The sequence below is a fragment of the Archangium sp. genome (assembly GCF_057119385.1).
Window position 1 is genome coordinate 17,186 of the sequence record NZ_DBNGVP010000099.1, and the last position, 24,678, is coordinate 41,863.

Consider the following 24,678-nt stretch of genomic DNA (forward strand, 5'->3'; position numbering starts at 1 on the left):
CTCCAGGTGTTGACGTGTTGGTGCTGCAATGCCCCCACGCTCCCGTCCCGGAAGACGGCTTGGGACACCCGGAACGTGGGGAAGGCGCGCGCACGGACGCACGGCGGGGTGGGCATGGCCTCACGCACCGGTGCCAGGAATTGGGACTCCGAGGGCGTGCATGGGCCAAAGCCATACACGGAGGGAGCTCCGCGGGCAGGTGTGCGGGCGATGCGCGAAGGGTGCTGAGAGGGATTGCGGACCCGCCCCTCTCCCAGGGGGAGAGGGAGGACGCGCTCCGAGCACCTTCACCCCGCTCCTCTCCCGAGAGAGAGGAAGGGCGTGCTCAGACCCGTGGCGGTGAGGACTTGGGGGCCAGGTGGAGCCATGCGACCTGGGGCTCCACGGCCACGCTGTCCGCCTCCAGCACCTGTCCCGGCAGGACGGGCGCTTCCGGCGGCAGCATCACTCCGGCCGGGGGCTGAACCACCCGGCGGAGGAAGACATGGGCGCAGTGTGCATCCGCGCCATGCACGGACACCTGGGCGTCCGTGCGGGTGATGCGCTCGTCCGCGAAGGACTCGCGCACCTTCAGCTGAGCGTTCCCCTGCCCGGCCGAGGCCTCGTGCACCATGTCCCCGTGCTCGATGCACGCGGCGTGCTGCACGAGGAAGAAGTGCGCCGCGCTTCCCAGGTACGCCAGCGCGCACAGGAGCACCAGCGGCAGCGCCAGCAGGCGGGGCCGTCGGTACAGCGCGGGCTCTTGGCGGTGGAGGCGGCTCACGGGAAGCACGGTTTCAGGGAAAACTACGATTGTGTCTATCTTTGTACGCGAGGGCGCCCCCGCGTGCAAGTCCAGACACGGCGGCGCCCCCGAATGACGCGATGAATCAGACGGCGTAGCCCATGGCGCCCGCCTTCACCGGCGCGTCCGGGTCGAGCATCACGTTGACGCACGCCACGGTGCCGCTGGCCAGGGCCCGCTCGAGCGCGGGGCGGATCTGTGACGGCTCCGTCACGAGCTCGCCGTGGCCGCCGAAGGCCTCCACCACCTTGTCGTAGCGGGTGGGAGCCAGCAGCGTGCCCGGCGACTTGTCCTCGCCGAACATCTGCACCTGCGGCAGGCGGATCTGCCCCCAGGCGGCGTCATTGCCCACCACGCACACCATGGGCAGCTTGAAGCGCAGCGCCGTCTCGAAGTCGAAGCCGTTGAGGCCGAACGAGCCGTCCCCCTGGATGATCCAATGCGTGCGCTCGGGGTGCAGCACCTTGGAGGCCAGGGCGAACGGCGCGCCCACGCCCAGGCACCCGAGCGGACCTGGATCCAACCACCGGCCCGGCCGGCGCAGCTCCACCACCTTGGCGGCCATGGCCACCCAGTTGCCGCCATCGGCGATGAACACCGGATCCTGCCCGGGCCCGTTGGCCACGTCCGACATCTCCTTGGCGAGCCGGTAGTGGTGGATGGGCTGGCTGTCGTCCTTCGTCCAGGCCTCCAGGTCGCGCTGCTTCTTCTGCTCGCGCTCGCGCAGCCCCGAGACGAAGGCCTCGCGCTTGCCCCTGGGCGCCGCGTCCGCGAAGGCGGTGAGCGCGCTGTAGCTGTCCGAGATGATGCCCACGTCCACCACGCGGTTGCGGCCCACCTCCGTGGGATCGATGTCCACCTGGACGATCTTCGACCCGGCGCTGAAGGTGGGCTCGGCGCCGTAGTTGAGCCGGAAGTCGAAGGGCGTGCCGATGACGAACACCAGGTCCGCGCCGCTCAGCGCCTCCTTGCGCGTGTGCTGGAAGAAGAGCGGATGGCCCGCCGGCAGACAGCCGCGTCCCGCGCCGTTGAGGTACACGGGAATCTGCGCCGTCTCCGCGAAGCGGCGCAGCGCGTCCCACGCCCCGTCCCAGTACACCGACGAGCCGGCGATGATGGCGGGGCGCTCGGCGGACTTCAGCAGCGCCATGGCCTCGTCCACCTTGCGCGGATCCGGCGCCTGCCGCGCATCCGTGCGGTAGCTCTTGGGAATCTGCAGGGTGTCCTCGTCCACGCCGTTGCAGAGCACGTCCCAGGCGAGCTCCAGGAACACGGGCCCGGGCCGTCCGGAGAGCGCCACGCGGAAGGCCTTGGCGAGGTACGCCGGCACCAGCTCCGGGGTGGGAACGCGATCCGACCACTTGGAGATGCGGTGGAAGAGGTCCACCTGCTCCATCTCCTGCAGCGAGCCGCGGCTCTGGTTGAAGATGGGGGCCGCGCCGCCCAGGAGGATCATCGGCGAGCTGGCCGCGTGCGCGTTGGCCACGCCGGTGAGCGCGTCCGTCACGCCGGGGCCGGCCGTCACCACCGCCACGCCCACGCCGCGCGTGACGCGGGCATAGGCATCCGCCGCGTGGGCGGCCGCCTGCTCGTGGCGCGTGTCGATGACCTGGATGCCCTCCTCCACGCACCCGGCGTAGATGGGGGCCACGTGCAGCCCCGAGAGGGTGAAGATGTGCCGGACGCCCTCCTTCTTCAGCATCCGTCCGACGAGCTGACCTCCGGTGACCATGCCCATGGCGTGTGTCCTCTCTCTGTAGGGAACCTCGGAAGTCCGGCATCATCGCCGAATCGGGCCGCCCGGGAAGCCCCTGGACGCCCGGCTGTTCACGTCGTAAGGATTCCCATCGTGCAAGAACTCCTGGAAGTGCTGCGCCGTCAGGCGATCCATTTCGGTCCCGAGCTCGCCCGTACCGCGTACGAGCGGGGACTGGCCGTGACCCAGAAGGACGGCTCCACCCGGCCCATCCCCGTCACCGCCACCCCCGTCATCCTCGATGCCGCGGAGATCCGCCGGCGGGCCACGCTCTCGGCGCACCTGGCCTCGGCCACGGTGAAGGTGACGCGCGCGGTGCTCGCCAGTGAGGAGAGGGAGCTGCTGCTGGGCGGCCTCTCTCCGCTGGAGCGCGAGCTCACCGAGCGCACCTTCAAGAACCTGGAGCGGCTGGCCACCACGCGGGTGGACTACTTCGTGGACACGAAGCCGCGCGCCCTCGAGGTCAACGCCACCATTCCGGCCATGCAGGGCTATTCGGACATCGCCGCGCGCACCTTCATCGAGGTGGTGGCCCGGCACTTCCGCTACCCCGAGAAGGCGCTCTACGCGGTCATCTCCGCCAACGGCAGCAACGCGCTGGCCCTCTACCGCGCCCTGCTGGACGGCTATGCGGCCGAGCGTGACGGCAGGATGCCGGAGACCCTCGCCCTGCTCTGCCGCCGCAACGACGCGCAAATCACCGAGCAGCGCTACCTGTGCGAGCGTTTCCGCGAGTTCGGCGCGGACGCGGACGTGGTGCACCCGGACGAGGTCTCCGGCGAGGAGCACTTCGAGGTGCGCGGCAAGCGGTACGACCTGGTCTACCGGCACCTCTTCACGCGGCGGTTGGAGGAGACGCCGGCCCCGTGGATCCAGGACTTCTTCGGCACGGTGCCGGGGCGCAAGGCGGTGCTGCTCAACCCGCCGGCCTCGCCGGTGGAGGTGAAGACGACGTTCGCCCTGCTCTCGCAGGCGCTGGTGGAGCCCGCGCGCGCCGAGGCCGCCGGCCTGACGCCCGAGGAGTTGGAGGCGGTGCGCGAGTCGGTGCCCTGGACGCGGCCCTTCCGGCACGGCCCCGGCGTGGGCCCGGACGGGCAGCGGGTGGAGGACCTGGTGGCCCTGGTGGTGGCGGAGCCCAGGCGCTTCGTCCTCAAGCGGTCCTGGGACTACGGGGGCCGGGCGGTGTACCTCGGCCGCTCGGTGGGCACTCCGGCGTTCGAGGAGCGGGCGAAGGCCGCCTACGGCACCGTGCCCACGTGGGCGGAGCTGTGCGAGCGCGCCGCGACGGATCCGGCGGGCGGCGGCTTCGTGGTGCAGGAGGTGGTGGAGACGACTCCCCAGGAGCACCTGCTGTGCGAGGAGAGCGGCGTGACGTCCCTGTCACTGCACGTGGACTACTCCGCGTACGCGTCGGTGGGCCTGGCGAAGCAGCCGGCCTGGGGCGGGGTGTGCCGGGGCTCCACCTCGGAGATCGTGAACATCGTGGGCGGGGGCGGCGTGCTGCCGCTCATCACCACGGAAGTGGCCCAGAAGCTCCTCATGGCCTGGAAGGCGATTTGAGCGCTCGCGGCGGACATCCGGGAAGGGATACGCCGCACGCGGGTTGAAGCTGCGTTATAAACACCGGTGCCGGGCGGGGAGACCCGTCCTGTCGCAAGGAAAGGACACAGAATTCTTATGGCTTGGGAATCTCCCGGGTTTCAGATGTCGCGCCCCATGGTGAGCGATGCCGCCGTGCAGGAGTCGCGGCGTGCGTTCATGTCGCGGGTGTATGGCTGGATGTTCGCCGGCCTCTCCGTGACGGGCCTGGTGGCGCTCTTCACGGCCGCCTCGCCGGAAATGGTGCTGAAGATCGCCCAGTTCCGCTGGCTGCTGTTCTTCGCGCAGCTCGGGCTGGTGTTCGCCCTGTCGGGCATGGCCGCGCGGCTCTCCGGCGCGGTGGCCGGAACGCTCTTCATGGCCTACTCCGTGCTCACCGGGCTCACCTTCTCGGTGCTCTTCTACGTCTACACCAGCGGCTCCATCGCCAATGCCTTCCTGATGAGCGCGGGTGCGTTCGGTGCGATGAGCGCCTTCGCCACCTTCACGAAGAAGGACCTGAGCGGCTGGTCCACCTTCCTCTTCATGGGGCTCATCGGCATCGTCATCGCCAGCATCGTGCAGGTGTTCGTGCAGAGCCCGATGATGAACTTCGTGCTCGGCTGCGCGGGCGTGCTCGTGTTCTCGGGCCTCACCGCGTACGACACCCAGAAGCTGCGCGAGATGCACGCCGACTCGGGCTACAGCTCCGCCGCCACGCTGAGCATCGTGGGCGCGCTGACGCTGTACCTGGACTTCATCAACCTCTTCATCTCGCTGCTGCGCCTGTTCGGCTCCCGCCGCAGCTAGGCTCCAGCACGCTGGATGAAGCAAGGAAGGCGGTGGGCCCCCGGGCCCGCCGCCTTTTTTCTTGGGAGCGGGCGGACTAGCCTCGCCGGCATGTCGAACGACCATCGGCAGCCGAAGGGTGACAGCGAGCTGGAGCTGGACTGGAAGGGGCGCACCGCGCCGGAAGAGCGTGTGCAGCCGACAGCGCTCGCCGAGCCGGGCGCGGGCCGTGGGGCGCCAGGAGACATCCGCTACATGGGCCCGGAGGTCCGTGACGCGCTGGGCCCCCTGCTGGAGGGCTCCAGCCTGAGCATCCGGCAGATCCACGAGTGGGCGGAGATCCTCGTGGGTTGGGAGACGGGCAACCGCTACGAGGCCATCGATCAGAATGGCCAGTTCATGCTGTACATCGGCGAGACGGGTTCGGGCTGGGGCAACGCGCTGCTGCGCAACTTCTGGCCCTTCCGCCGGGTGGAGCTGGAGTTCATGACGAAGGGGGGCACGCTCGCCCTGCGCCTCGAGCAGCCCTGGACGTTCTTCTTCACGTACGTGGAGGTGAAGGCCTGGGACGGGCGCCTCATGGGCATCATCCAACAGCGCTTCGGGCTGCTGCACCGCACCTTCGATATCTGCACGCCCGGGGGGGCGGTGCTGGCCACGCTGGAGGGCCCGCTGTGGCGGCCGTGGACGTTCCGCGTGAAGCAGAACGGCCAGGAGGTGGCCACCATCCGCAAGAAGTGGAGCGGGCTGGCCCGGGAGATGTTCACCGACTCCGACTTCTTCGGCGTGGAGTTCCAACCGGGCCTCACCGACCCCCGGCTGCGCCAGCTGGTGCTCGCCGCCGCGCTGATGGTGGACCTCTGCTACTTCGAGGAGCGCAGCCGCAGCGGCAACGTGTTCGACTTCCTCAACATCTTCGACTGAGCGGGGCCTACTCCCCGGCCTTCTTGCGCGAGAACGGCATCAGCAGCCGCTCCACGGGCTGACCGCCCACGAGGTGCTCGTCGACGATGGCGGGCACGTCCTCGGGCTTCACCCCGCCGTACCACGTGCCCTCGGGGTAGACGACCACCGACACGCCGAACGCGCACGTGTCCAGGCATCCAGCCGCGTTGGCCCTCATCTGCCCCTTCATCCCCCGCTTCTCCAGCTCCTCCTTGAAGCGGGCGCGGACCTCTTCGGCGCCCTTGGTGGCGCAGCAGCCCTTGGGGTGCCCATCCGGGCGGCGGTTGGTGCAGACGAATACGTGACGCTTGAAGGGGGGCATGTCGTCCCCTTAACGCGCCTTTCGTCCAAAAGCGACTAACCCGCCCGTGACGCTCCTGCCCCTTTCTTGCCACGAGGCCTGGCGGGCCGGACGATCCATGCACAGACTCACAGCAAACATCCGCTAGTGATCATCGGCCTTTTCGCGGGAGTGACACTACATGACTCGTCATCACCTGACGATCCACTGCACGAACGGCTGCGCAAGAGAGTTGATCGCCAGCCGGGCAGGCTTTAGATCGCCACCCCCGACCCGCTTCCGGACCGGGGGCGGAGAGCCGGACGTGGACCGTCCAATCGGTCACACTCCCCTATCCATAGGTGGTGCAATGGCGGCGGACACTAGATCTGGGGGGCCTAGAACCTTGACGAGCCCGGATCGAAGATCGTACCTTTGCCTACCTAGCCGCCGAGCCAGCAGCCAGGCGGAATCCCAAAAAACAAGAGATTGAACCATCGCCACGCACCTCGCCCCACCGGGGCGGGACGTGTCGAAACGAGATCACTCGATCCCGAGAGATCTCGCGGGCTTGGCTTTTTGCAAATTTTGCAGTCATACGTTGGGTGAAAGCAGTGGGAGGGACCATGGAACGCGACCTGAGCGCCACGGCAGCAGCAATGGACGGTAAGGAGACGGTGGCGGGGCTGAAGACGAGAGCCCCGGCTGGCGGACTGACGGTGGAGCGCGTCTTCACGACGCCGGGGGTGGATCCCGCGGACGAGCTGGCGTGGGAGCTGAGGACGGCGTCGATCTCGGGCGAGGACGGCAAGTCCGTGTTCGAGCAGAAGAACATCGAGGTGCCCAAGTCCTGGTCCATGCTGGCCACCAACGTGGTGGCGTCGAAGTACTTCCGTGGGACGCCGGGGACGCCGGAGCGAGAGACGAGCGTGCGGCGGCTGGTGGGCCGCGTGGTGGACACGCTGACGCGCTGGGGCGCCGAGGGCGGCTACTTCGCCACGGCGACGGACCGGGACACGTTCCACGCGGAGCTGACGCACCTGCTGCTGCGGCAGAAGGCGGCGTTCAACTCCCCCGTCTGGTTCAACGTGGGCGTGGAGGAGCACCCGCAGTGCTCGGCGTGCTTCATCAACTCGGTGGGGGACTCCATGGAGTCCATCCTCGGGCTGGCGAAGACGGAGGGCATGCTCTTCAAGTACGGCTCGGGCACGGGCAGCAACCTGTCCACCATCCGCTCGAGCAAGGAGCTGCTGGCCGGTGGCGGCACGGCGTCCGGCCCGGTGTCCTTCATGAAGGGCTTCGACGCGTTCGCCGGTGTCATCAAGAGCGGCGGCAAGACGCGGCGCGCGGCGAAGATGGTCATCCTCAACGCGGACCACCCGGACGTGCTGGACTTCATCCGGTGCAAGTCCAACGAGGAGAAGAAGGCCTGGGCGCTGATCGAGGCCGGGTATGACCCGAGCTTCAACGGCGAGGCGTACTCGTCGGTGTTCTTCCAGAACTCGAACAACTCGGTGCGCGTGACGGACGAGTTCATGCGCGCGGTGATGAACGACAGCGCGTGGACGACGCGGGCGGTGCGCGATGGGCGTCCCATGGACACCTTCAAGGCGCGCGAGCTGTTCCGGGAGATCTCCGCGGCGGCGCACCTGTGCGGTGATCCGGGCCTGCAGTTCGACACCACCATCAACACCTGGCACACCTGCTCGAACACGGACCGCATCAACGCGTCCAACCCGTGCTCGGAGTACATGTTCCTCGATGACTCGGCCTGCAACCTGGCGTCGCTGAACCTGATGCACTTCCGCACCATCGACGGCGACTTCGACGTTGCCGCCTTCAAGCACGCGGTGGACGTGGTGCTGCTGGCGATGGAGATCATCGTCGGGTTCTCCAAGTACCCGTCGGAGAAGATCACCCAGAACAGCCACGCGTTCCGGCCGCTGGGCCTGGGGTACGCGAACCTGGGCGCGCTGCTGATGGCCACGGGCCTGCCGTACGACTCGGACGCGGGCCGCAACTACGCGGCGGCCATCACCTCGCTGATGTGCGGCGAGGCGTACGCGATGAGCGCGCGGATGGCCGGGAAGATGGGGCCCTTCGCGGGCTACGCGAAGAACGAGGAGCCGTTCCTCGGCGTCATCCGCAAGCACCGCAAGGCGGCGTACAACGTGTCGCCCGAGGGTGTGAGCGCGGAGCTGTTCGAGGCGCAGAAGAAGGCGTGGGACGAGGCGCTCGCGCTGGGCACGGAGTCCGGTTACCGGAACAGCCAGGTGACGGTGCTGGCGCCCACGGGCACCATCGGCTTCATGATGGACTGCGACACGACGGGGATTGAACCGGACATCGCGCTCATCAAGTACAAGAAGCTGGTGGGCGGCGGCATGCTGAAGATCGTCAACCAGACGGTGCCGCAGGCGCTGGAGAAGCTGGGCTACCCGCAGACCCAGTCCCAGGACATCATCACCTACCTGGACAAGCACGAGACGATCGAGGGCGCGCCGCACCTGAAGCCCGAGCACCTGCCGGTGTTCGACTGCGCCTTCAAGCCGGCGAAGGGCCAGCGCAGCATCCACTGGATGGGCCACCTGAAGATGATGGGGGCGACGCAGCCGTTCCTGTCGGGAGCCATCTCGAAGACGGTGAACATGCCGTCGGACGCCACGGTGGAGGACATCGAGAAGGCGTACATCGAGGCGTGGAGGATGGGCCTGAAGGCGGTGGCGGTGTACCGCGACGGGTGCAAGCGGACGCAGCCGCTGAACACGTCGAAGGAGAAGGTGAAGGACACGAAGGCGGCGGTGGCCGAGCCGGCGCTGGCGGCGGTGAAGGACGCCAACGCGATGAGGAGGCGGCTGCCGGACGAGCGTCAGGCGATCACGCACAAGTTCTCGATTGGTGGCCACGAGGGCTACCTGACGGTGGGCATGTACGAGGACGGGACGCCGGGCGAGCTCTTCTGCGTGATGGCGAAGGAAGGCTCGGTGGTGAGCGGGCTGATGGACAGCTTCGCCACGGCGGTGTCGCTGGCGCTGCAGTACGGGGTGCCGCTGCAGGTGCTGGTGGACAAGTTCAGCCACACGCGCTTCGAGCCGAGCGGCTTCACGGGCAACCCGGCGGTGCCGATCGCCAAGTCGATCGTGGACTACATCTTCCGGTGGCTGTCGCTGAAGTTCCTGCCGAGCGAGCAGGCCGACGGCGTGGAAGAGGCGGTGGAGAAGCAGGTGGTGGCGGAGCCGGCGGTGAAGCCGGTGCAGGTGACGGCGGTGGCGCTGCCGATGTCGACGCCGCGCAAGACGTACCTGAACCAGGCGGACGCGCCGCCGTGCCACACGTGCGGCGAGATCATGGTGCGCAACGGGGCCTGCTACAAGTGCAGCAACTGCGGCACGACGAGCGGTTGCAGCTGAGCCCCGGAGCCCACTGATCCATCTCATCCCAATATCCCCTCTCCCTCCGGGAGAGGGACGGGGTGAGGGTATCGGAAGAACTCGGGTTCAACCCACTCCCCTCTCCCTCTGGGAGAGGGACGGGGTGAGGGTCTACGCGAAGCCCGGACATGAACCCACGAGTCAAAGAGGCTCCGGTACACACGTACCGGGGCCTTTTCGTTCACATCAGCCCCCCGCAGCACAGGAACACCATGGCCTTTAGGGCCGCAATGTTGCGAAAGCCATACGCCCGGCGGATGACGAGTCGAATCTTGTTGTTGAGCCCCTCCACCACGCCGTTGCTCAACCCCGTCTCGCTGTAGGCGACAATGCCTTGCTTGTGCTTGCGCACTGCTTGAGCAGGTACGCGCGGTACAGCCGCCTGTTGAGCCGCCGCACCTCGCGCAGCTTCTCCCCCTGCCGCAGGGTGTAAAGCAACAGCAGAAACGACCCCCTCGCGCCACTAACGTTGAACCCTTGGTTCAGCGCACAGCACCCTACCTCGCGTGCCCCGAGCCTGCGGTACTGTGCAGGTCAGGATCGCTTTCGCGAGTCGCTACGCGCCTCTGGACAGCGACTTCGTCGCGGGCAGTGGGCTGACTGTGTGAGGTCAGAGGCCTCACAGCAGGTGGGTTGGGGGTCAGAGTTACTGTCGCCGAGGGGGGTCAATCTTCCTATCGCCTGACACCACCACACCTCGGAACTCGAAGCGGGCACCTCGTACCCGTATGCCACTGACGCCCAGCAGCCTCTCCACCCGACCCACGCCACCGCCCGACTCTCCTATAGTTATGGTGCTGTCCGTTCCTCCCCTGCCCATACCGGGGCAGCGTGTTGTGCAAGGCAGTTGCCAGCGATGGCTCACAGGAACGCGGCCCTCAGCGTCTCATGTCGGTCGTCTTTCGTCGTGAAACACCAACACCATCCATCGGGGAAACCCATGAGCGCAACAGAAGAGCCCCTTTTATGAGGGAATGCCTCAAATCACGAGAGAATGCCTCAGATTACGAGGGGATGTCTCAAATCATGAGAGGATGCCTCAAATCACGAGAGGATGCCTCAAATCACGAGAGGATGTCTCAGATTATGAGGGGATGTCTCAACCTGACAACAACCACGACGAAGCGAACGCAGTCAGGGCATCAACCCGATGGGGTAGTGTGATTGTCGCCAAGGGATAAAAAGTGGTTGACGCCAAGTATGTAAGCATTCATACAGCGAGAGAGGAAGGTTCATGGTTGGTCCTCAGGAGCAAACGTCTTGAAAAAGCAGTACACGCGGGGCTCTCGACCCTGTCTTCGGTGGTGTACGGCCATTCTGGCCATGGTTGCTTTGGGCTGTGGTTCGCCGCAACTGGAAGAAGATATCATCTCGGACGCGATGTTCACGGCGAAGCCGCAGGAACTCGCAGCCGTGACAGTACCGGAAATGGTGGCCGCTGGGTCCTACCATTCCCTGATGTTGGGCAAGACCGGGCAGGTGCAGGCCTGGGGCCAGAACCAGTACGGACAACTCGGGTTGGGAATCAGTGGGCTCATCGTCCCCATCCCCACTCCGGTGTCGGGTCTGCCTGCGGCGAAGGCCATCGCCGCCGGCATTGGCCACTCACTTGCCCTGGACCTGAACGGTCAAGTGTGGGTCTGGGGCCAGAATGCCTCCGGGCAGGTGGGCATGGGCAGCGTCGGAGGCACGGTGCTGATTCCCACGAAGGTGGAGGGGCTGTCTGGCATTCGGAACATCGCGGCGGGTGGCAACTACTCACTGGCCTTGGATGGGGCCGGCCAAGTGTGGGCCTGGGGACAGAATACAGCCGGACAGGTGGGAACGGGCGCCGCCAGTGCTTCGGTGCCCTCGCCCGTGAAAGTGGCCGGAATTCCGGCCATCCGCGCCATTGCCGCCGGAGTCAACCATGTGCTGGCATTGGACACAGGCGGTGGCGTCTGGGCCTGGGGGTTGAACACCTCCGGCCAAGTGGGGACTGGCGCCACCAGCAGCGCCGTGTTCGTTCCGACACGGGTGACGAGCCTACCCCGCGCCGTAGCCATTGCCGCGGGAGCAGGCCACTCGCTGGTGATTGATGAGCAGTTCGGCAACGTGTGGGCGTGGGGCCAAAATAGCGTCGGGCAGCTGGGCAGCGGTGGTACCAGCACGACTCCCACGCTGGTTCCCATCCCAGTGAGTGGGGTAACCGCTGCCGCGTCCATCGTCGCCGGCCACTACTTCTCCATGGCCAGGATGGGGAACGGTTCCGTGATGGCTTGGGGACAAAACATCTATGGCCAGCTTGGTAACGGCAAGACGGAGAACAGCGCCGTGCCCGTGGAGGTGGCAGGTCTGGGTGATGCGAAGGCGATTGCTGCCGGTGCCCAGCACTCGTTAGCGGTGCGTCCGGGTTGTCCGGTGTGGGCCTGGGGCAACAACGGTCAGGGCCAACTCGGCGATGGGACCGGTCTCAGCAGCGGGACGATGGTGCAAAGCCAGCTCTTCAACACCTTTTACTTCGATGGAGATGGAGACGGTTTCGGCGATCAGTATATCGCAGAACAGGCCTGTACGCCGTCGCCTGGTTTCGTGGAGGAGGTGGACTGCGATGACTACTCGCCGACCACCCACCCTGGTGCGGCCGAGGTGTGTAACGGCGTCGATGATAACTGTAATGGGACCGTGGACGACGGCAACCCGGGAGGCAACCTGGTCTGCTCGACAGGTCTCAAGGGCGAGTGCGCCGCGGGAACGACCGCTTGTTCCAATGGCCGCGTGCTTTGCGTGCAGAACAATGTGGCATCCACTGAGCGGTGCGACGGGTTGGACAATGACTGTGATGGAGAGCGCGACGAAGACAATCCGGGAGGCATGCAGACCTGCTCAACGGGGAAGCTGGGTGTTTGCGCCGCTGGCGTGACCTACTGCACCAGCAGCGCGCTCCACTGCGTGCAGACAGTGGCTGCATCCAGTGAGGTCTGCGACGGTCTGGACAACGACTGCGATGGCGTAGTGGATGAGGATCTACTACTGCAGACGTGGTACCGCGACGCAGACAGCGATGGGTATGGAAACCCGAGCAGTTGGATACAGAACTGTCGGCAACTCGCGGGCTACGTCGCGAACGCTCTGGACTGTAACGACGGGAATGCTGCCATCAGGCCAGGTGCGGCAGAGGTCTGTGATGGCCTGGACAACGATTGCGATGCTCAAGTGGATGAGGGCGTGAAGACGACGTTCTACCGGGATGCGGATGCGGACACCTACGGAGCGACGGGTACGACGACGCTGGCGTGCTCCAAGCCCACTGGGTATGCCACTCGCGGAGGCGACTGCAACGACTCAAACTCAAGCATCAAGCCTGGAGCCACCGAAGTATGTGATGGGAAGGACAACGATTGTGACGGGAATGTCGATGAAGGCGTGAAGACGACGTTCTACCGGGATGCGGATGCAGACACCTACGGAGCGACGGGTACGACGACGCTGGCGTGCTCCAAGCCCACTGGGTATGCCACTCGCGGAGGCGACTGCAACGATTCGAGTTCTGCTTACCATCCAGGGGCCTTTGAGCCGTGCGGTGGTCGAGATTACAACTGTGATGGAAGGACTGTGAGCTGCCCCATCGACGACGGTCCTGATTACTGAGCGTCAGTTGAGCGCTCCTTGCCATCATCGGGGGCGCCAATTCCTGCTCCGCCATCTTTCGCTTGCGCAGCTGCTGGGGTGGCAGCACATCCTGTGTCTACTCACCCCAGTCAAACAGCGTCCTGGCACTTCAGTGACTCGCGCGTTGGAGGTGAAACGCCCATTGCAGGACGTCACCACACACCTCTCCTTCACCGGGCTGGAACCCTTACGGCGCATAGCCTCCCTGATGCCTTCACCGCAGGCGAACCTCACGAGGTTTCATGGCGTCCCCGCGTCAAGCGCGCAACTCCGACTATTTCTGCTCATCCAAAGGACCATCGGCAGCGTGAGGATTCAAGACGTCGGCCGCAGAGGTCCTCGACCCAGAGGTTCGGCCATGGACCGCATCACCGGCCCACTGAAGATCAAGCCACTCCACGCCGAGGTTGCCCACGTCATCTGACGGGCTGACCTAAGGACTCCGGCGCAAATTAAACGACCAATGATATGGCATTGTTCCGCTGTGCGGCGATGCTTGAAGTTGGTCAACTAATTTACGCCAGAGTCCTAACCCTCGATATCGGGCAGTGGGCGCAGCCACCGTGCATCAAAGGGAGAAGATGCCCGCTGTGTCCCCGAGGCGCGCTGGAGCACGCGCAGCACTCCAGCCGGGTCACACGCATACAGGCCCGAGTTCCAGGCGGGGTTCAGTTCCACCACGGCCCACCCGCGTCCCTCCATACGCCCCACATCGAGGACGACCGCGGGAGGAAACGAGTCCCCTGCCCTCGTGATCACTTCCGAGGCAAAGGCCCTCGCCGCGTCCAGATCAAACCCAGCCCGTGGGAGTTCCTCGCGCTCACCCATCCAGGCATAAGGGCTCGCGGTCACGACCTGGCCCTCGAGCACGAAGCAGCGGTACTCGTCGAGCCAGCGCACGGGCTCGGCGGTCAGCACGGGCAGACTGTCTTCTAGAATTTCAGAACCAGGAAGCGCCTCGGCGGACGGGTAGACCGCCGCGCGGAATTGCTTCTCATCCGCGGGTTTGACGAATCGCGGGAAGCGCTCACTCCGAGCCGCGCCGAGCGTGGTGAAGCGCACGTCCCGGCGCACATGCTCCGCGGGCAGCAGCGACAGCGTATCAGCGGCGGGTTCGAGCAGTGCCAGCCCCAACCTCTTCCCGACGGTATCCGTCAGCAACGACTCGCCGTAGAAGACGAGCTCCTCCTCGGCCAGCCGGGCGGGAGGACGCCGATCGTGCAACCGATGCACGCGCCATGAGAGGCGCGAGGACTCCGTGGCGAGTGCAATCGAATCGTCACTGAACCGCGGCGAGAGCAGCAGGACGGGCACGGACGCCCCCGATCTCAAGACGAGGCGTCGTGCAGCCGGCCGTAGGCCTCGGAGGCCGCGGAGAGCAGCTGCTCCAGCTCATCGAGCTCCTCGGCACCGAACGGAGAGGGCCCGCTGTCGAGGACGACGAAGCCCACCGTACGCTGGTGCAGGCGGATGGGCGCGGCCATCAAGTGCGAGAACGACTCGCCCAGGGCGGCGAAGAGCTGCTCGTCCACCGGGCTCTCCGGCACGCTGGAGACGACGGCCCTGCCCCCCGCCGCGGCCATGGCCAGCAGCGAGGGCGCCTCGAGGTCCACCTGCAACGCCGAGACCTCGTGCTTGTCGCTGCCCGGACCGTAGCCTCGGCCCACGCGGGCGTAGCCGAACGTCTCGCCCAGCAGGAAGCCTCGCGGGAAGCGCCCCTGGCAGTAGTCCAGCAGCACCTTGCCCAGCTCGCCCCGGGTCGTCGCCTGCCGCAGGGCCTCGAGCGACTCCTGGAACTGCACCAGCTGGATGCGCTCCGAGTCCACAACCGGAGCACTCCGCGGAGCTGCCGTGCTGTCGTCCTCCCATCCGGCGAAGCGCTCCTCGGGCGGTGCACTCGCTTCTGGCTCCTCGGGGGGCGGCTCGGCCGAGGGATCCCAGGTCGGGATGAACTCGTGCACGGACGCCAGGGGGACCTCCCCTTCCGCCTCGGAGACGCCCGCCTCGGTGGGGCTGGCCTCGTCCGACGAGAAGTCCACCTCGATGGCCCGCCGTGTCCAGGGAGGCGAGGACTCGGCACCCGCCGCGGCGTCCGCCGTCTCCGACTGGCGCCAGTCCATGAGCTCCAGGTGCGACGCCACCTGCATGTCTCCAGCGGGCTCCGAGGGGAGCTCAACGGGCTGCACGGTCACGGTCCGGGGCCTGCGCTCGGGAGACGCGGGGGCCGGCTCCGCGACGGGCGCGGGCGCCACCGGGCTGGCCGAGAGGGGCTCACGTGCCGGAGCAGGCGTCCCGGAAGGAGGCACCGCGACAGGGGCCACGAACTCCGCCTTCTTCGGCGCCTGCGCGGGAGCCGGAGCACTGGGCGTGGACTCGACCTTCGGAGACGGCTGCGCGTTGGCAGCGGGGGCCGCGGGCGCCAGGGAGGGAGCAGTGGGGGGCTCCTCCGCCAGCAGAGGAACCGCTCGCTTCTCCTGCTCCGGCTCGGCGTCCAGTGTCGGGAAGGGTGCGTCCTTGAGCGTGACGGGGAAGGAGATGGTCTGAGTCGAAGGCGGAGCCGCGGACGCCGGAGCCTGCGCGAAGGCAGGAGCCGAAGCCACCGGAGGAGCCACCACGGGCGCTGGCGTGGAGGGAGCCTCGGGCTTGCGAGCGATGTCCGGAGAAGCCGCCACGGGCCTGGACTCGGGCGCGGGCGCGGGCTGAGCGGGAGGCGTGCTCTGGGCCGGCCCCGGAACCGGAGCGGACGGAGCGCTTCCAGGCATCGCGGCCTGCGGCGCGGTGGGCGTGGACTGCGGCGCGGCGGTCACGGGAGCGGCTGGAGCCCGAGGTGCCACGGGAGCGGCGGGCTGAGGCACGGGGGCGCGCGCGGGCTGCGGAGCCGCCACACCCGGAGCCGCCGCCTTGGGAGCGGGCACGGGCTGAGGCGACGCACCCGCTCCCGGAGCCGTCGCGGTGGCCGAGGGAGCCGTCGCCGGAGCAGCGCCAGCAGGAGGCACCGCCCCACCCTGCGCCGGCGCGGGAGCAGGAGCCCCCGGGAGCGGCGCTCCCACGGGAGCGGGACGAGCCACGGCGCCCGGAGGAGGAGCGCCCACGGGAGGACGCGCCCCAGCGGGAGCACCGGGAGGAACCTGAGCACCAGGAGCAGCAGGCGCCCCCGCGGGAGCCGGAGGACGCACGGCCTGCGGCGGAACCTGGCCCGCGCTCGCGCCTGGAGCCGGTGCGGCGGCACTCGGGGCTCCCGGCTGAGCCGTGCCCGGAGCGCTCCGAGGCATCATGCCCGGAGGCAGGTTCTGCCCGGGCGGCTGCGCGGGGCCAGCCACGCCCGGAGTGGCACCCGCGGGCTTCGCGGCCACCGGTGCTCCCGGCTGGGGAGGCGTCGAGGGAGCCGGACCCGCGGGCGGCTTCGCCACCACGGGCTGCGCTGCGGCACCCGGCAATCCAGGCGCTCCAGACACGCCAGCGGGAGCCGCCGGACGCGGAGGCACGGTCGCGGAGGGCGGAGCCCCTGGCGCGCCCGGTGCCCCAGGGGCTCTCGGCGCGGCAGCGGCCTGAGGAGCCGCGGCTCCGGCCGGCGAACCAGCGGGCGCGCCCGGCCCGGCGGCAGCGGCGGGAGACGGAGCAGGTGCGGCGCCAGCCGGTGCACTCCCCGGCGCGCCAGACGAAACGAGCGGACGAGGCGCCACGGCCCCGGCCGGAGCACTCGCAGGAGCCCCTGGCACCGGAGCACCGCCCACGGGCGCCGGAGGCCTCGGAGCCACGGCGGCACCGGGCGCGGCACCCGGAGCGGCGGGCGCACCCACCACCGGAGCGGAAGCAGGCTTCGCGGCAACACCGGGGGCCGCGGCGGGAGCCACGGGCGAGGGCCGCATGCCCGGGGGCTGGCCCGCGGCGGACGCCGCTGGAGGGTGGATTCCAGGGTTGGAACCCGGAGCGGGACCCACGACCGGCGCGCCGCCGGGACGCGGAGCACCGGCGACAGGAGGCTGCGCCGCACCCGGAGCCACGGGAGCCGGAGCCCCCGGCGCCACGGGCCGCGCGGGAGCGGCCGGAGCCGGCTGGGCCGAGGCGGGCGTGGGCGTCAGCGGGGACAACGACGTGGGCCGCTGCGCGACGGGAGCCCCCTGCCCCACCGCGGGCTTGGGCTGACCCGGACGCACGGGGCGTTGCGGCTTGGGGATGCCGTAGCGCTTCTCCAGCAGCTCGAAGAGGCGCAGCTCGGGAAGAATCGCCGGCACGATGCGCATGCCCGTGGCGAAGCCGAGCCCGTCCACGTGCTTGGGATCCTGCGGATTCACCATGGCCACGCGCAGGCGGCGGCCCTCGAGGGCCAGCGGGAACGCCAGGTGGTTGCGCACCTGCTCGGGCTTGAGCAGCGCGATCGTCTCGGCCGTCACCGCCTCCAGCTCCGCGTCCGCCGCGAGCGGGAAGTGGTACGTGTCCGCGAGGGCCTGCCCCAACGCGCCCAGGTCGAGCAGTCCCAGCTCGACCAGGTTGGTGCCCAGGCTGCCGCCGTAGATGAGTTGCGACTTCAGCGCCTCATCCAGCTGCGCCTGCGTGATGAGGCCCTTGCGGACCAGATGCGCTCCGAGCTGTTGTTCAGCCATGCGCCCCGGATACTAGACCGGTCCGCCCTCGGGAGCGCAGGAGTCTCGGCCCCGGGCGTGCGGCAGCCCACACACCCGCCCGGACGCTCTGCGAGCTAGTAGGCGTTCTTCGACAGGAAGCCGCCCAGTGCAGTGCGGATGAGAATCTTCAGGTCCATCAGCAGTGACCAGTTCTCGATGTAGTACAGGTCGTATTCAATCCGCTTCTGGATGGACGTCTGCCCGCGCAGGCCGTTGATCTGCGCCCAGCCGGTGATGCCGGCCTTGACCTTGTGGCGCAGGTGGTAGCGGGGAATCTGCTTCTTGAACTCCTCGATGAACACGGGCCGCTCGGGGCGCGGGCCCACCAGGCTCATGTCCCCCATCAGCACGTTGAAGAACTGGGGCAGCTCGTCGAGCGAGTACTTGCGCAGGAAGGTGCCAATCGGCGTGCGCCGGGGGTCGTCCTTGCTGGCCATCCTGGCGCCGGAGGACTCGGCGTCCACGCGCATGGTGCGGAACTTGAGGATGTGGAACGTGTCGCCGTCCAGGCCCATGCGCTCCTGGGCATAGAGCAGGGGCCCGCGGCTGGTGAGCTTCACCGCGATGGCCACGGCCAGCATGATGGGGGCGCTCACGGCGATGGCCACCAGCGCGAAGAGGATGTCGAAGACGCGCTTGGCCACCATGTTCCAGCCGGACATGGGATCGCCCTGGAGGCTGATGATGGGCAGCCCGCCGAACTCCTCGAGCCCGCCGTACAGGGTGACGTACTGGTAGAGGTCCGGCACCACCTTCACGTCCACGGTGCGCAGCGCCAGCTGCTCCATGAGCGGCTTGACGGCGGCCTGCTCCTCGAGCGGCACGGCGATGATGACCTGGTCCACCGGGTGCGCATCCAGCACGGCGTCCACGTCCTTGACGAGCCCCAGCACGGGTACGCCGCGCACCTGCTGGCCCACCTTCTCGGGGCGCAGCGTGAGCACGCCGGCCACGCGGAAGCCCAGCTCCTTGTGGCCCTCGACCGTCTCGATGACGCGCTGGCCCAGCTCGCCCGCGCCGATGACCAGGATGGACTTGAGGTTGAAGCCGCGCCGGCGCACCTCGTTGAGCACCCCGCGCAGCACCAGCCGCACCGCGGACACGCCCACGAACGAGTAGGCGGCGATGAAGGCCAGCATCAGACGCGAGTAGCGCTCACGGGTGAAGTACGTGAGGGCCACCACGATGAGGGTGGCCATGATGGTGGCCTTGAAGACCTCGAAGACCTCGCCGATGTGCGTGCGCGCCCGGTTGGTGGCGTACAGCCGCGCCTGCCGGTAGGTGACGGGGAAGACGATGAGCACCGTCGCCAGCGACAGCAGCGTCTCCTCCACGGCGGGCAGGCCGTAGTAGACGGGGATGGGGCCCTCGAAGCGGCTGACGTAGGCGAGCGCGAACGCCAACGTCAGCATCACCACGTCGGCGGCGACCTTGATGGACGTATAGAAGCGCTGGAACCGGTTGAACACGCGGGCCTCCTTCTGTGGCCTGCAAGACGCTCGGCCGCGACCTGCAATCGTCGCACCCCGCTCCCACGCGCCGTCCGGTAGCGGACAGCCCATGCGGCCGGGTGGGCTCCTACCATGAAAATCGCCCGGAATCCAAGGGGTTGCCCGGGCTTGTGGCCAACGGTGCGAGCCCCGGAGACGGAGGCGGGCCCCTCGGAAAAAGCGCCCACCCCGACACCGGTGTCAGGGGTCTCAGGGGACGGCGGCCCGGCGGGCGGGGACGGACGGAGCGCCCATCAGCGCGTCCACCTCGGCCTGTACCGAGCGCAGGAAGGTGGCGCGGCTGAAGCGCTCGGCCTGGGCGCGGGCGTCGGCGGGCTGGAAGGCGGGCTCCCACTGCTCGAAGCGGCGCACGGCCTCCACCAGGGCGTCGGGCGTCTGCTCGTCGAAGAAGAGGCCCGTGCGGGGGCTGACCGTCTCCAGCGCTCCACCCCGCCCGTAGGCGATGACGGGGCGGCCACTGGCCTGGGCCTCCAGGGGGACGATGCCGAAGTCCTCCTCGGGGGTGAAGATGAGGGCGCGCGCGTCGCGGTACAGGCCGGCGAGCGCCTCGTTGGGCACGGCGCCGAGGAAGCGGATGTGCGAGGGCAGCGGCCCCGAGGTGAGCTTCGCCGCCTCCTGGCCGGTGCCCACCACCCACAGCGGGGCATCCAGGTGGCGGAAGGCCTCCAGGGCGATGTCGAGCCGCTTGTAGGGAGCGAAGGCGCCGAGCCACAGGTAGTAGCCGCCCTGGCCGAGCCCCTCGAGCGGGTGCTGGCAGAAGCGGTCCAAGGCGATGGGCGGGTAGACCACGGAGGCCTCGCGGCCCCAGAAGCGCTGCACCTTGCCGGCGATGTGCTGGCTGTTGACGAGGATGCGATCCACGCCCGCGGTGCTCTCGCGGTCCCACTTCTGGAGGTACGGGCGGACGGCGTGCGCCGCCACGCGCACCGGCAGCGAGGCGCGGCCCGGCCCGAAGTAGTCATCGAAGAGGTCCCACATGTAGCGCATGGGCGCGTGCACGTAGGCGAGGTGCTTCGCTCCGGGCGGCTTGCGGATGCCCTTGGCCACGCAGTGGCTGGAGGAGATGACGAGCTCGTAGCCCTCCAGGCGCATGGACTCGATGACCTGGGGGAGGACGGGGAGGAAGTGGCGGTAGAGCTTGTGGATGCGGGGGATGCGCTGGAGGACGGAGGTATGGATGGGCCGCGACTCGATGCGCGGGTGCACGACGCCGGGACGGTGCACGAGGGTATGGATGTCCGCCTGCGGGAACAGCTCGCACAGTGCCTCGAGCACGTGCTCACCGCCGCGCTGGGTGACGAGCCAGTCATGGACGAGGGCGACCTTCACGGGCGGGCCTTGTACCACCGCCGGGCCCGCTTGCCGACAACCAGCCAATCGAGCGCCCCACTTGGGTCCGCGCGTGTGGTAGGGCCACCTCCGTGGCGAGCGTCCTGATCGACCTGCGGATGGTGCGTGGCCGGCTGCACGGCATCGCGCGTTATGCGCTGGAGCTGGCGAGCCGGTTGCCGGAGCTGGCGCCGGACCTGAGCTTCAGTGGCCTGACGGGCCCGGAGGGGCTGCCGGCGGGGCTGGGAGCGCTGACGCCGCGCATCCCCCTGCACCGCTGCCCGGTGGGCTTCCTGTCGCCATTGGAGCAGCCGGCGCTCGCCGCCTCGCTCGTCCGGCTGGCGCCCGATCTGTTCCACGCGACGTCCTTCTCGATGCCGGCGCTGTGGCCGGGGCGGCTGGTGGCCACGCTGCACGACGCCAACCACCTGGTGTTGTCGGCGGAATACGGCCTGGGCCAGCGCGCCTACTACAAGCTGGTGGTGGGCCCGAGGGCGAAGACGGCCCGGGCGCTCATCACCGTGTCCGAGTTCTCCCGCGCGGAGCTGGCGAGGGAGCTCGGCCTGTCGCCCTACAAGCTGCAGGTGATTCCGAATGGGGTGGACGCGCGCTACCAGCCATCGACGGCCTCGGAGCTGAAGGACTTCCGCGAGCGCCGGGGGCTGCCGCCGCGCTTCTTCCTCGCGGTGGGCAACACGAAGGCCTTCAAGAACCTGGGGATGCTGGCGGAGATTGCCCCGTCGCTGCCGGTGCCCATCGTGCTGCTGGCGGGCAAGGGCGCGGTGTGGGAGCTGGGCTTCCCGGAGTCGACGATCGAGCTGGCGGACCTGCCCGAGGACGACATGCCGCGCCTGTACGGAGCGGCGACGGCACTGTTGATGCCCTCGCGCTACGAGGGCTTCGGGCTGCCGCCGCTGGAGGCCATGGCGTGCGGGACACCGGCGGTGGTGGCGAGAGCCACGTCCCTGCCCGAGGTGGTGGGCGAAGCCGCGCTGCTGCTCCCGCCGGAGGACGCGAACGCGTGGAGGGAGACGGCACTGAAGCTGCTGCGGGAGGATGCCCTGCGCCGCGAGCTGTCGGAGAAGGGCCGCGAGCGAGCCGCGCTCTTCAACTGGGAAGACTGCGCGCGGCGGACCCTGGCCACCTACCGCCGGGCGCTCGAGTCGCGCTAGGGTCCGCCCCCCCAACACACCAGAAGGTACATGCCCCCCATGAAAACGATTCTGGCGCCACGGAGGCTCGGCGCCGCGGTCCTCTGTCTGCTGTTTGCTGCCTGTACCGCCACCCGCTACCCGGCCCCCGGCCCTACGAGCGCGCGGGAACTGGCCAGGTCTGTGCTCGTCATCGAGGAGTCTCCGGACGGACGGGTGAGCCACACCTGGAAACCCCTCGAGGACTTCGACCTGGCGAAATACCCCTACCACGCGAGCCACGGTGGACTTGATGGAAGGCTCGTGCGCGTCGCGACGTCCTCCGCTCACTGCGATGCGCAACAGAATAGTTGCATCAATCTGTGCACAAGCAGTCCAAGACCCATCCCAATAGAAGGCAGGAAGTACCCGGTCCACCTTGGGTCATGGGCAAGAAACAGGGGCTGGTGGTGTCAAAGAACCTGCACGGAGTTCCATGAAAAGTGCATCAAAGGAGAGGGACCCTGGGCCGAGCAGGAAGCTCAAGAATTTACGCGAATTGATGCCGCCGTTGATTGGCTCCAGAGCCACCGTGAAGAAGTCGTGACAGGCTCCATCATCGTCATCGCGGGGGTGGCATTCGTCGCCGCGGTTGCAGGTTCGGGAGGAGGCGTTCTTTACCTCATACCACTCCTGGTAGTGACTTCGACAGACCCGCTGCCGCAATTGCCCACTGCCCCAAAGGTCGCGGAGGTACTGAATGCCAATCCATGATCTCCTCAATAGCGGCTTGCTCCTGATTGGAAGCCTGCAACATGCGGCTGAATCGGCCGGACGAATAGAGGAAATTGCCATCTGGCAACACCTACGAAATCAATGGAACTTCACAATCATCACTGGTCAGGTCTACGTCTTTGAGGACTACCTTGCCAGCCTCGATTCCGCGCGCACCTCCTACGTAAGCACTGCATTCAACGCGCGCGCGGATCCGATGTCGCAACAGGGCATGACACTCCTTCTCCGAGAACTTGATGAGCAGACAGATCCGGCACGAAAGCAGTACACCCTCGTCATCATCGATCTGCTCAACTTCATTGCGGACAGTGACCAATACGAAGCATTCGAGAACTATCTCGTGGATCGCTACTCCAATCCTCCGCTCGCCATCGCCTTCTTCAACACCCGCCAGGAAGCAAATGCCTGGCTGAACAGTCTCTCGGAGCCCCCCAGCGGTGGCAATGTACTGATTGGAGACGAGTACTTTAGTATCTGGTACTCACGCGAGAGTGGTTTTCGCGAGTTATCGCGAAACGACATAGTGGAACTGTTCCTTGATGATTCCAGCTCGAACCAACTGCCTCCCGTGGCCGCATCCTTCAACACCCGGGAGGAAGCCCTGGAGTGGCTGACGAGTCATCCCGCATCTCCAATGCTCCTGGTAACCATCGCCGGTGAGCGTTACCACGCCGTGTATCACAAGAAATTCAACCGCCACACCTTGCATTCCCTTACACGCCTGAGGGAGGAGCGGGAAAGAATAAAAGCCGAGCAGGAACAGCAGGAGGATCAAGAAGCGGAGCCCTCCGAGGATTGAAGGAAGACATGCCCGAGCAGCTCAAGAACTTCTTCGACCGCGAGGTGGTGGAGCGCATCGCCGCCATGCTGCGCGGCGCCCACCCGTCCTTCCCGGAGCCACGCTTCCTGATCGAGGCCTCTGACGGACTCGAGGCCCATGAGCTCCTGGGCCGGGCCCGCCACATCATGCAGGCCATGCACCGCGCCCTCCCCTCCGACTTCGAGCGCGCCGCCAGCATCCTCCTGCGCTCGCTCGGGCCGGAGCTCGAACGCGAGGAATTCCAGGGCATGGGGGTGTTCATCTACCTGCCCCACACCCTGTTCGTCGCGGAGCACGGGCTCGACCATTTCGAGACCTCGATGCGCGCCCACTACGAGCTCACCAAGCGCTTCACCGCCGAGTTCTCCATCCGCCCGTTCCTCGAGCGCTACCCTCGCGAAACCCTGGAGCGCCTCCACCAGTGGACGAAGGACCCGAACGTCCACATCCGGCGGCTCGTCTCGGAGGGCACGCGGCCCCGGCTGCCCTGGGCCTCCCGGCTCCGTGCGTTCCAGAAGGATCCGCTCCCGGTGCTCGCGCTCCTCGAGCTGCTCAAGGATGACCCCGAGCTCTACGTCCGGCGCTCCGTCGCCAACAACCTGAACGACATCGGCAAGGACCACCCGGAGGTCCTCGTGGACACCTGCGCTCGCTGGAAGGACGGGGCCTCACCCGAGCGTCTGTGGATCATCCGCCACGCGCTCCGCTCCGCCGTGAAACGAGGAGATGCGCGCGCCCTCTTGGTGCTCGGATTCCAGGGAGGCGGAGAGTTCGAGGTGACGGCCTCGTTCAAACCCAAGCGCATCCGGCTCGGCGAGAGCGTCTCCATGACCCTGTCCGTCACCAATCGCGCGAAGACTCGCCAGCAGGCCGTCGTCGACTTCGCCGTGCACTTCATCAAGGCGAACGGCTCGGCCAGTCCCAAGGTCTTCAAGGGCTCCAAGGTCGATCTCCTCCCCGGCACCTCCTGCACCCTCGAGAAGTCAATCTCCTTCGCCACCATGACGACCCGGAAGCACTACGCGGGCACGCATCGGGTCGAAGCCCTCGTGAACGGTAGGGCCTCGGACCTGGGGAGTTTCACCGTCATCGCTTGAGGCCCTCTCCCCTCCGGGCGCGGTCTCACAAAAGTTGGTCGGGTAGACCGGGGAGTTACCTCCCCGGCCCCCCACGGATCCGGACGTGCGGAATTCCCGCATCCGGCTCTTCGGCTCATGGACTCACTGCGAGCGGAAGCCCATCTCGCACCCTGCG

17 protein-coding genes are annotated in these 24,678 nt (G+C 67.6%); 9 read left to right on the forward strand and 8 right to left on the reverse strand.

The features are described 5' to 3' along the window. Positions 1–325: 325 nt before the first annotated feature. Complete coding sequence (locus AC16DP_RS24595) at positions 326–763, reverse strand: hypothetical protein (RefSeq protein ID WP_329729946.1); 438 nt, start codon at positions 761–763, stop codon at positions 326–328. Between the two features lie 106 nt (positions 764–869). Next, positions 870–2,522 carry a thiamine pyrophosphate-binding protein gene (locus AC16DP_RS24600; protein WP_329729947.1) on the reverse strand — a complete coding sequence of 551 codons (1,653 nt, stop codon included), beginning with the start codon at positions 2,520–2,522 and terminating at the stop codon, positions 870–872. 111 nt (positions 2,523–2,633) lie between these two features. Here AC16DP_RS24600 and AC16DP_RS24605 point away from each other — a divergent pair, with 111 nt between their 5' ends. From AC16DP_RS24605 to AC16DP_RS24615, 3 genes are all read left to right on the forward strand, one after another. Continuing rightward, positions 2,634–4,100 carry a hypothetical protein gene (locus tag AC16DP_RS24605; protein WP_329729948.1) on the forward strand — a complete coding sequence of 489 codons (1,467 nt, stop codon included), beginning with the start codon at positions 2,634–2,636 and terminating at the stop codon, positions 4,098–4,100. Positions 4,101–4,244: 144 nt separating this feature from the next. Then, positions 4,245–4,928: a Bax inhibitor-1/YccA family protein gene (locus AC16DP_RS24610; protein ID WP_329729949.1), complete on the forward strand. Its 684-nt coding sequence runs from the start codon at positions 4,245–4,247 to the stop codon at positions 4,926–4,928. Between the two features lie 90 nt (positions 4,929–5,018). Next, complete coding sequence (locus AC16DP_RS24615; RefSeq protein WP_329729950.1) at positions 5,019–5,831, forward strand: phospholipid scramblase-related protein; 813 nt, start codon at positions 5,019–5,021, stop codon at positions 5,829–5,831. Between the two features lie 7 nt (positions 5,832–5,838). On the opposite strand, the gene AC16DP_RS24620 is transcribed toward AC16DP_RS24615, so the two are convergent. Further along, entirely contained in the window at positions 5,839–6,174 is a 336-nt protein-coding gene (locus AC16DP_RS24620; RefSeq protein WP_329729951.1) for a (2Fe-2S) ferredoxin domain-containing protein, read from the reverse strand. Between the two features lie 584 nt (positions 6,175–6,758). Here AC16DP_RS24620 and AC16DP_RS24625 point away from each other — a divergent pair. Beyond that, positions 6,759–9,542, forward strand: a complete 2,784-nt coding sequence (locus AC16DP_RS24625) for a vitamin B12-dependent ribonucleotide reductase (protein WP_329729952.1) — start codon at positions 6,759–6,761, stop codon at positions 9,540–9,542. 202 nt (positions 9,543–9,744) lie between these two features. Here the strand turns inward: AC16DP_RS24625 and AC16DP_RS24630 are convergent, their stop codons facing one another. After that, positions 9,745–9,915 carry a transposase gene (locus AC16DP_RS24630; protein ID WP_329729953.1) on the reverse strand — a complete coding sequence of 57 codons (171 nt, stop codon included), beginning with the start codon at positions 9,913–9,915 and terminating at the stop codon, positions 9,745–9,747. Positions 9,916–10,823: 908 nt separating this feature from the next. On the opposite strand from AC16DP_RS24630, the gene AC16DP_RS24635 reads away from it, so the two are divergent. Further along, positions 10,824–13,193, forward strand: a complete 2,370-nt coding sequence (locus AC16DP_RS24635; protein ID WP_329729954.1) for an RCC1 domain-containing protein — start codon at positions 10,824–10,826, stop codon at positions 13,191–13,193. Between the two features lie 549 nt (positions 13,194–13,742). Here the strand turns inward: AC16DP_RS24635 and AC16DP_RS24640 are convergent. The 4 genes from AC16DP_RS24640 to AC16DP_RS24655 form a co-directional block, all read right to left on the reverse strand. Continuing rightward, positions 13,743–14,528: an ATP-grasp domain-containing protein gene (locus tag AC16DP_RS24640; protein ID WP_329729955.1), complete on the reverse strand. Its 786-nt coding sequence runs from the start codon at positions 14,526–14,528 to the stop codon at positions 13,743–13,745. 14 nt (positions 14,529–14,542) lie between these two features. Beyond that, positions 14,543–17,818, reverse strand: coding sequence for a GspE/PulE/PilB domain-containing protein (locus AC16DP_RS24645; protein WP_329729956.1), 3,276 nt, complete (start codon positions 17,816–17,818; stop codon positions 14,543–14,545). A gap of 95 nt (positions 17,819–17,913) precedes the next feature. Further along, a complete protein-coding gene (locus AC16DP_RS24650) occupies positions 17,914–19,308 on the reverse strand; it encodes an undecaprenyl-phosphate glucose phosphotransferase (protein ID WP_329729957.1) in 1,395 nt (464 codons plus the stop codon). Between the two features lie 231 nt (positions 19,309–19,539). Then, a complete protein-coding gene (locus AC16DP_RS24655) occupies positions 19,540–20,679 on the reverse strand; it encodes a glycosyltransferase (protein ID WP_329729958.1) in 1,140 nt (379 codons plus the stop codon). Between the two features lie 119 nt (positions 20,680–20,798). On the opposite strand from AC16DP_RS24655, the gene AC16DP_RS24660 reads away from it, so the two are divergent. Genes AC16DP_RS24660 through AC16DP_RS24675 form a run of 4 tightly spaced genes read left to right on the forward strand, consistent with a single transcriptional unit; the run spans position 20,799 to position 24,521 of the window. Continuing rightward, positions 20,799–21,851: a glycosyltransferase family 4 protein gene (locus tag AC16DP_RS24660; RefSeq protein ID WP_329729962.1), complete on the forward strand. Its 1,053-nt coding sequence runs from the start codon at positions 20,799–20,801 to the stop codon at positions 21,849–21,851. Between the two features lie 39 nt (positions 21,852–21,890). Beyond that, positions 21,891–22,583 (forward strand): hypothetical protein, encoded by a 693-nt coding sequence (locus AC16DP_RS24665; RefSeq protein ID WP_329729959.1) that lies wholly within the window; start codon positions 21,891–21,893, stop codon positions 22,581–22,583. Further along, positions 22,570–23,403, forward strand: coding sequence for a hypothetical protein (locus tag AC16DP_RS24670; RefSeq protein WP_329729960.1), 834 nt, complete (start codon positions 22,570–22,572; stop codon positions 23,401–23,403). Before AC16DP_RS24665 ends, AC16DP_RS24670 begins: the two co-directional genes overlap by 14 nt. A gap of 8 nt (positions 23,404–23,411) precedes the next feature. Next, entirely contained in the window at positions 23,412–24,521 is a 1,110-nt protein-coding gene (locus tag AC16DP_RS24675; protein ID WP_329729961.1) for a DNA alkylation repair protein, read from the forward strand. The last annotated feature ends 157 nt before the right edge of the window (positions 24,522–24,678 follow it).

Excerpts from the sequence above, each read along its gene's own strand:
- AC16DP_RS24600 (WP_329729947.1), bottom strand. The coding sequence starts at position 2,522 with ATGGGCATGGTCACCGGAGGTCAGCTCGTCGGACGGATGCTGAAGAAG.
- AC16DP_RS24610 (WP_329729949.1), top strand. The coding sequence starts at position 4,245 with ATGTCGCGCCCCATGGTGAGCGATGCCGCCGTGCAGGAGTCGCGGCGT.
- AC16DP_RS24615 (WP_329729950.1), top strand. The coding sequence starts at position 5,019 with ATGTCGAACGACCATCGGCAGCCGAAGGGTGACAGCGAGCTGGAGCTG.
- AC16DP_RS24620 (WP_329729951.1), bottom strand. The coding sequence starts at position 6,174 with ATGCCCCCCTTCAAGCGTCACGTATTCGTCTGCACCAACCGCCGCCCG.
- AC16DP_RS24625 (WP_329729952.1), top strand. The coding sequence starts at position 6,759 with ATGGAACGCGACCTGAGCGCCACGGCAGCAGCAATGGACGGTAAGGAG.
- AC16DP_RS24645 (WP_329729956.1), bottom strand. The coding sequence starts at position 17,818 with ATGGCTGAACAACAGCTCGGAGCGCATCTGGTCCGCAAGGGCCTCATC.
- AC16DP_RS24660 (WP_329729962.1), top strand. The coding sequence starts at position 20,799 with ATGGTGCGTGGCCGGCTGCACGGCATCGCGCGTTATGCGCTGGAGCTG.
- AC16DP_RS24665 (WP_329729959.1), top strand. The coding sequence starts at position 21,891 with ATGAAAACGATTCTGGCGCCACGGAGGCTCGGCGCCGCGGTCCTCTGT.
- AC16DP_RS24670 (WP_329729960.1), top strand. The coding sequence starts at position 22,570 with ATGCCAATCCATGATCTCCTCAATAGCGGCTTGCTCCTGATTGGAAGC.
- AC16DP_RS24675 (WP_329729961.1), top strand. The coding sequence starts at position 23,412 with ATGCCCGAGCAGCTCAAGAACTTCTTCGACCGCGAGGTGGTGGAGCGC.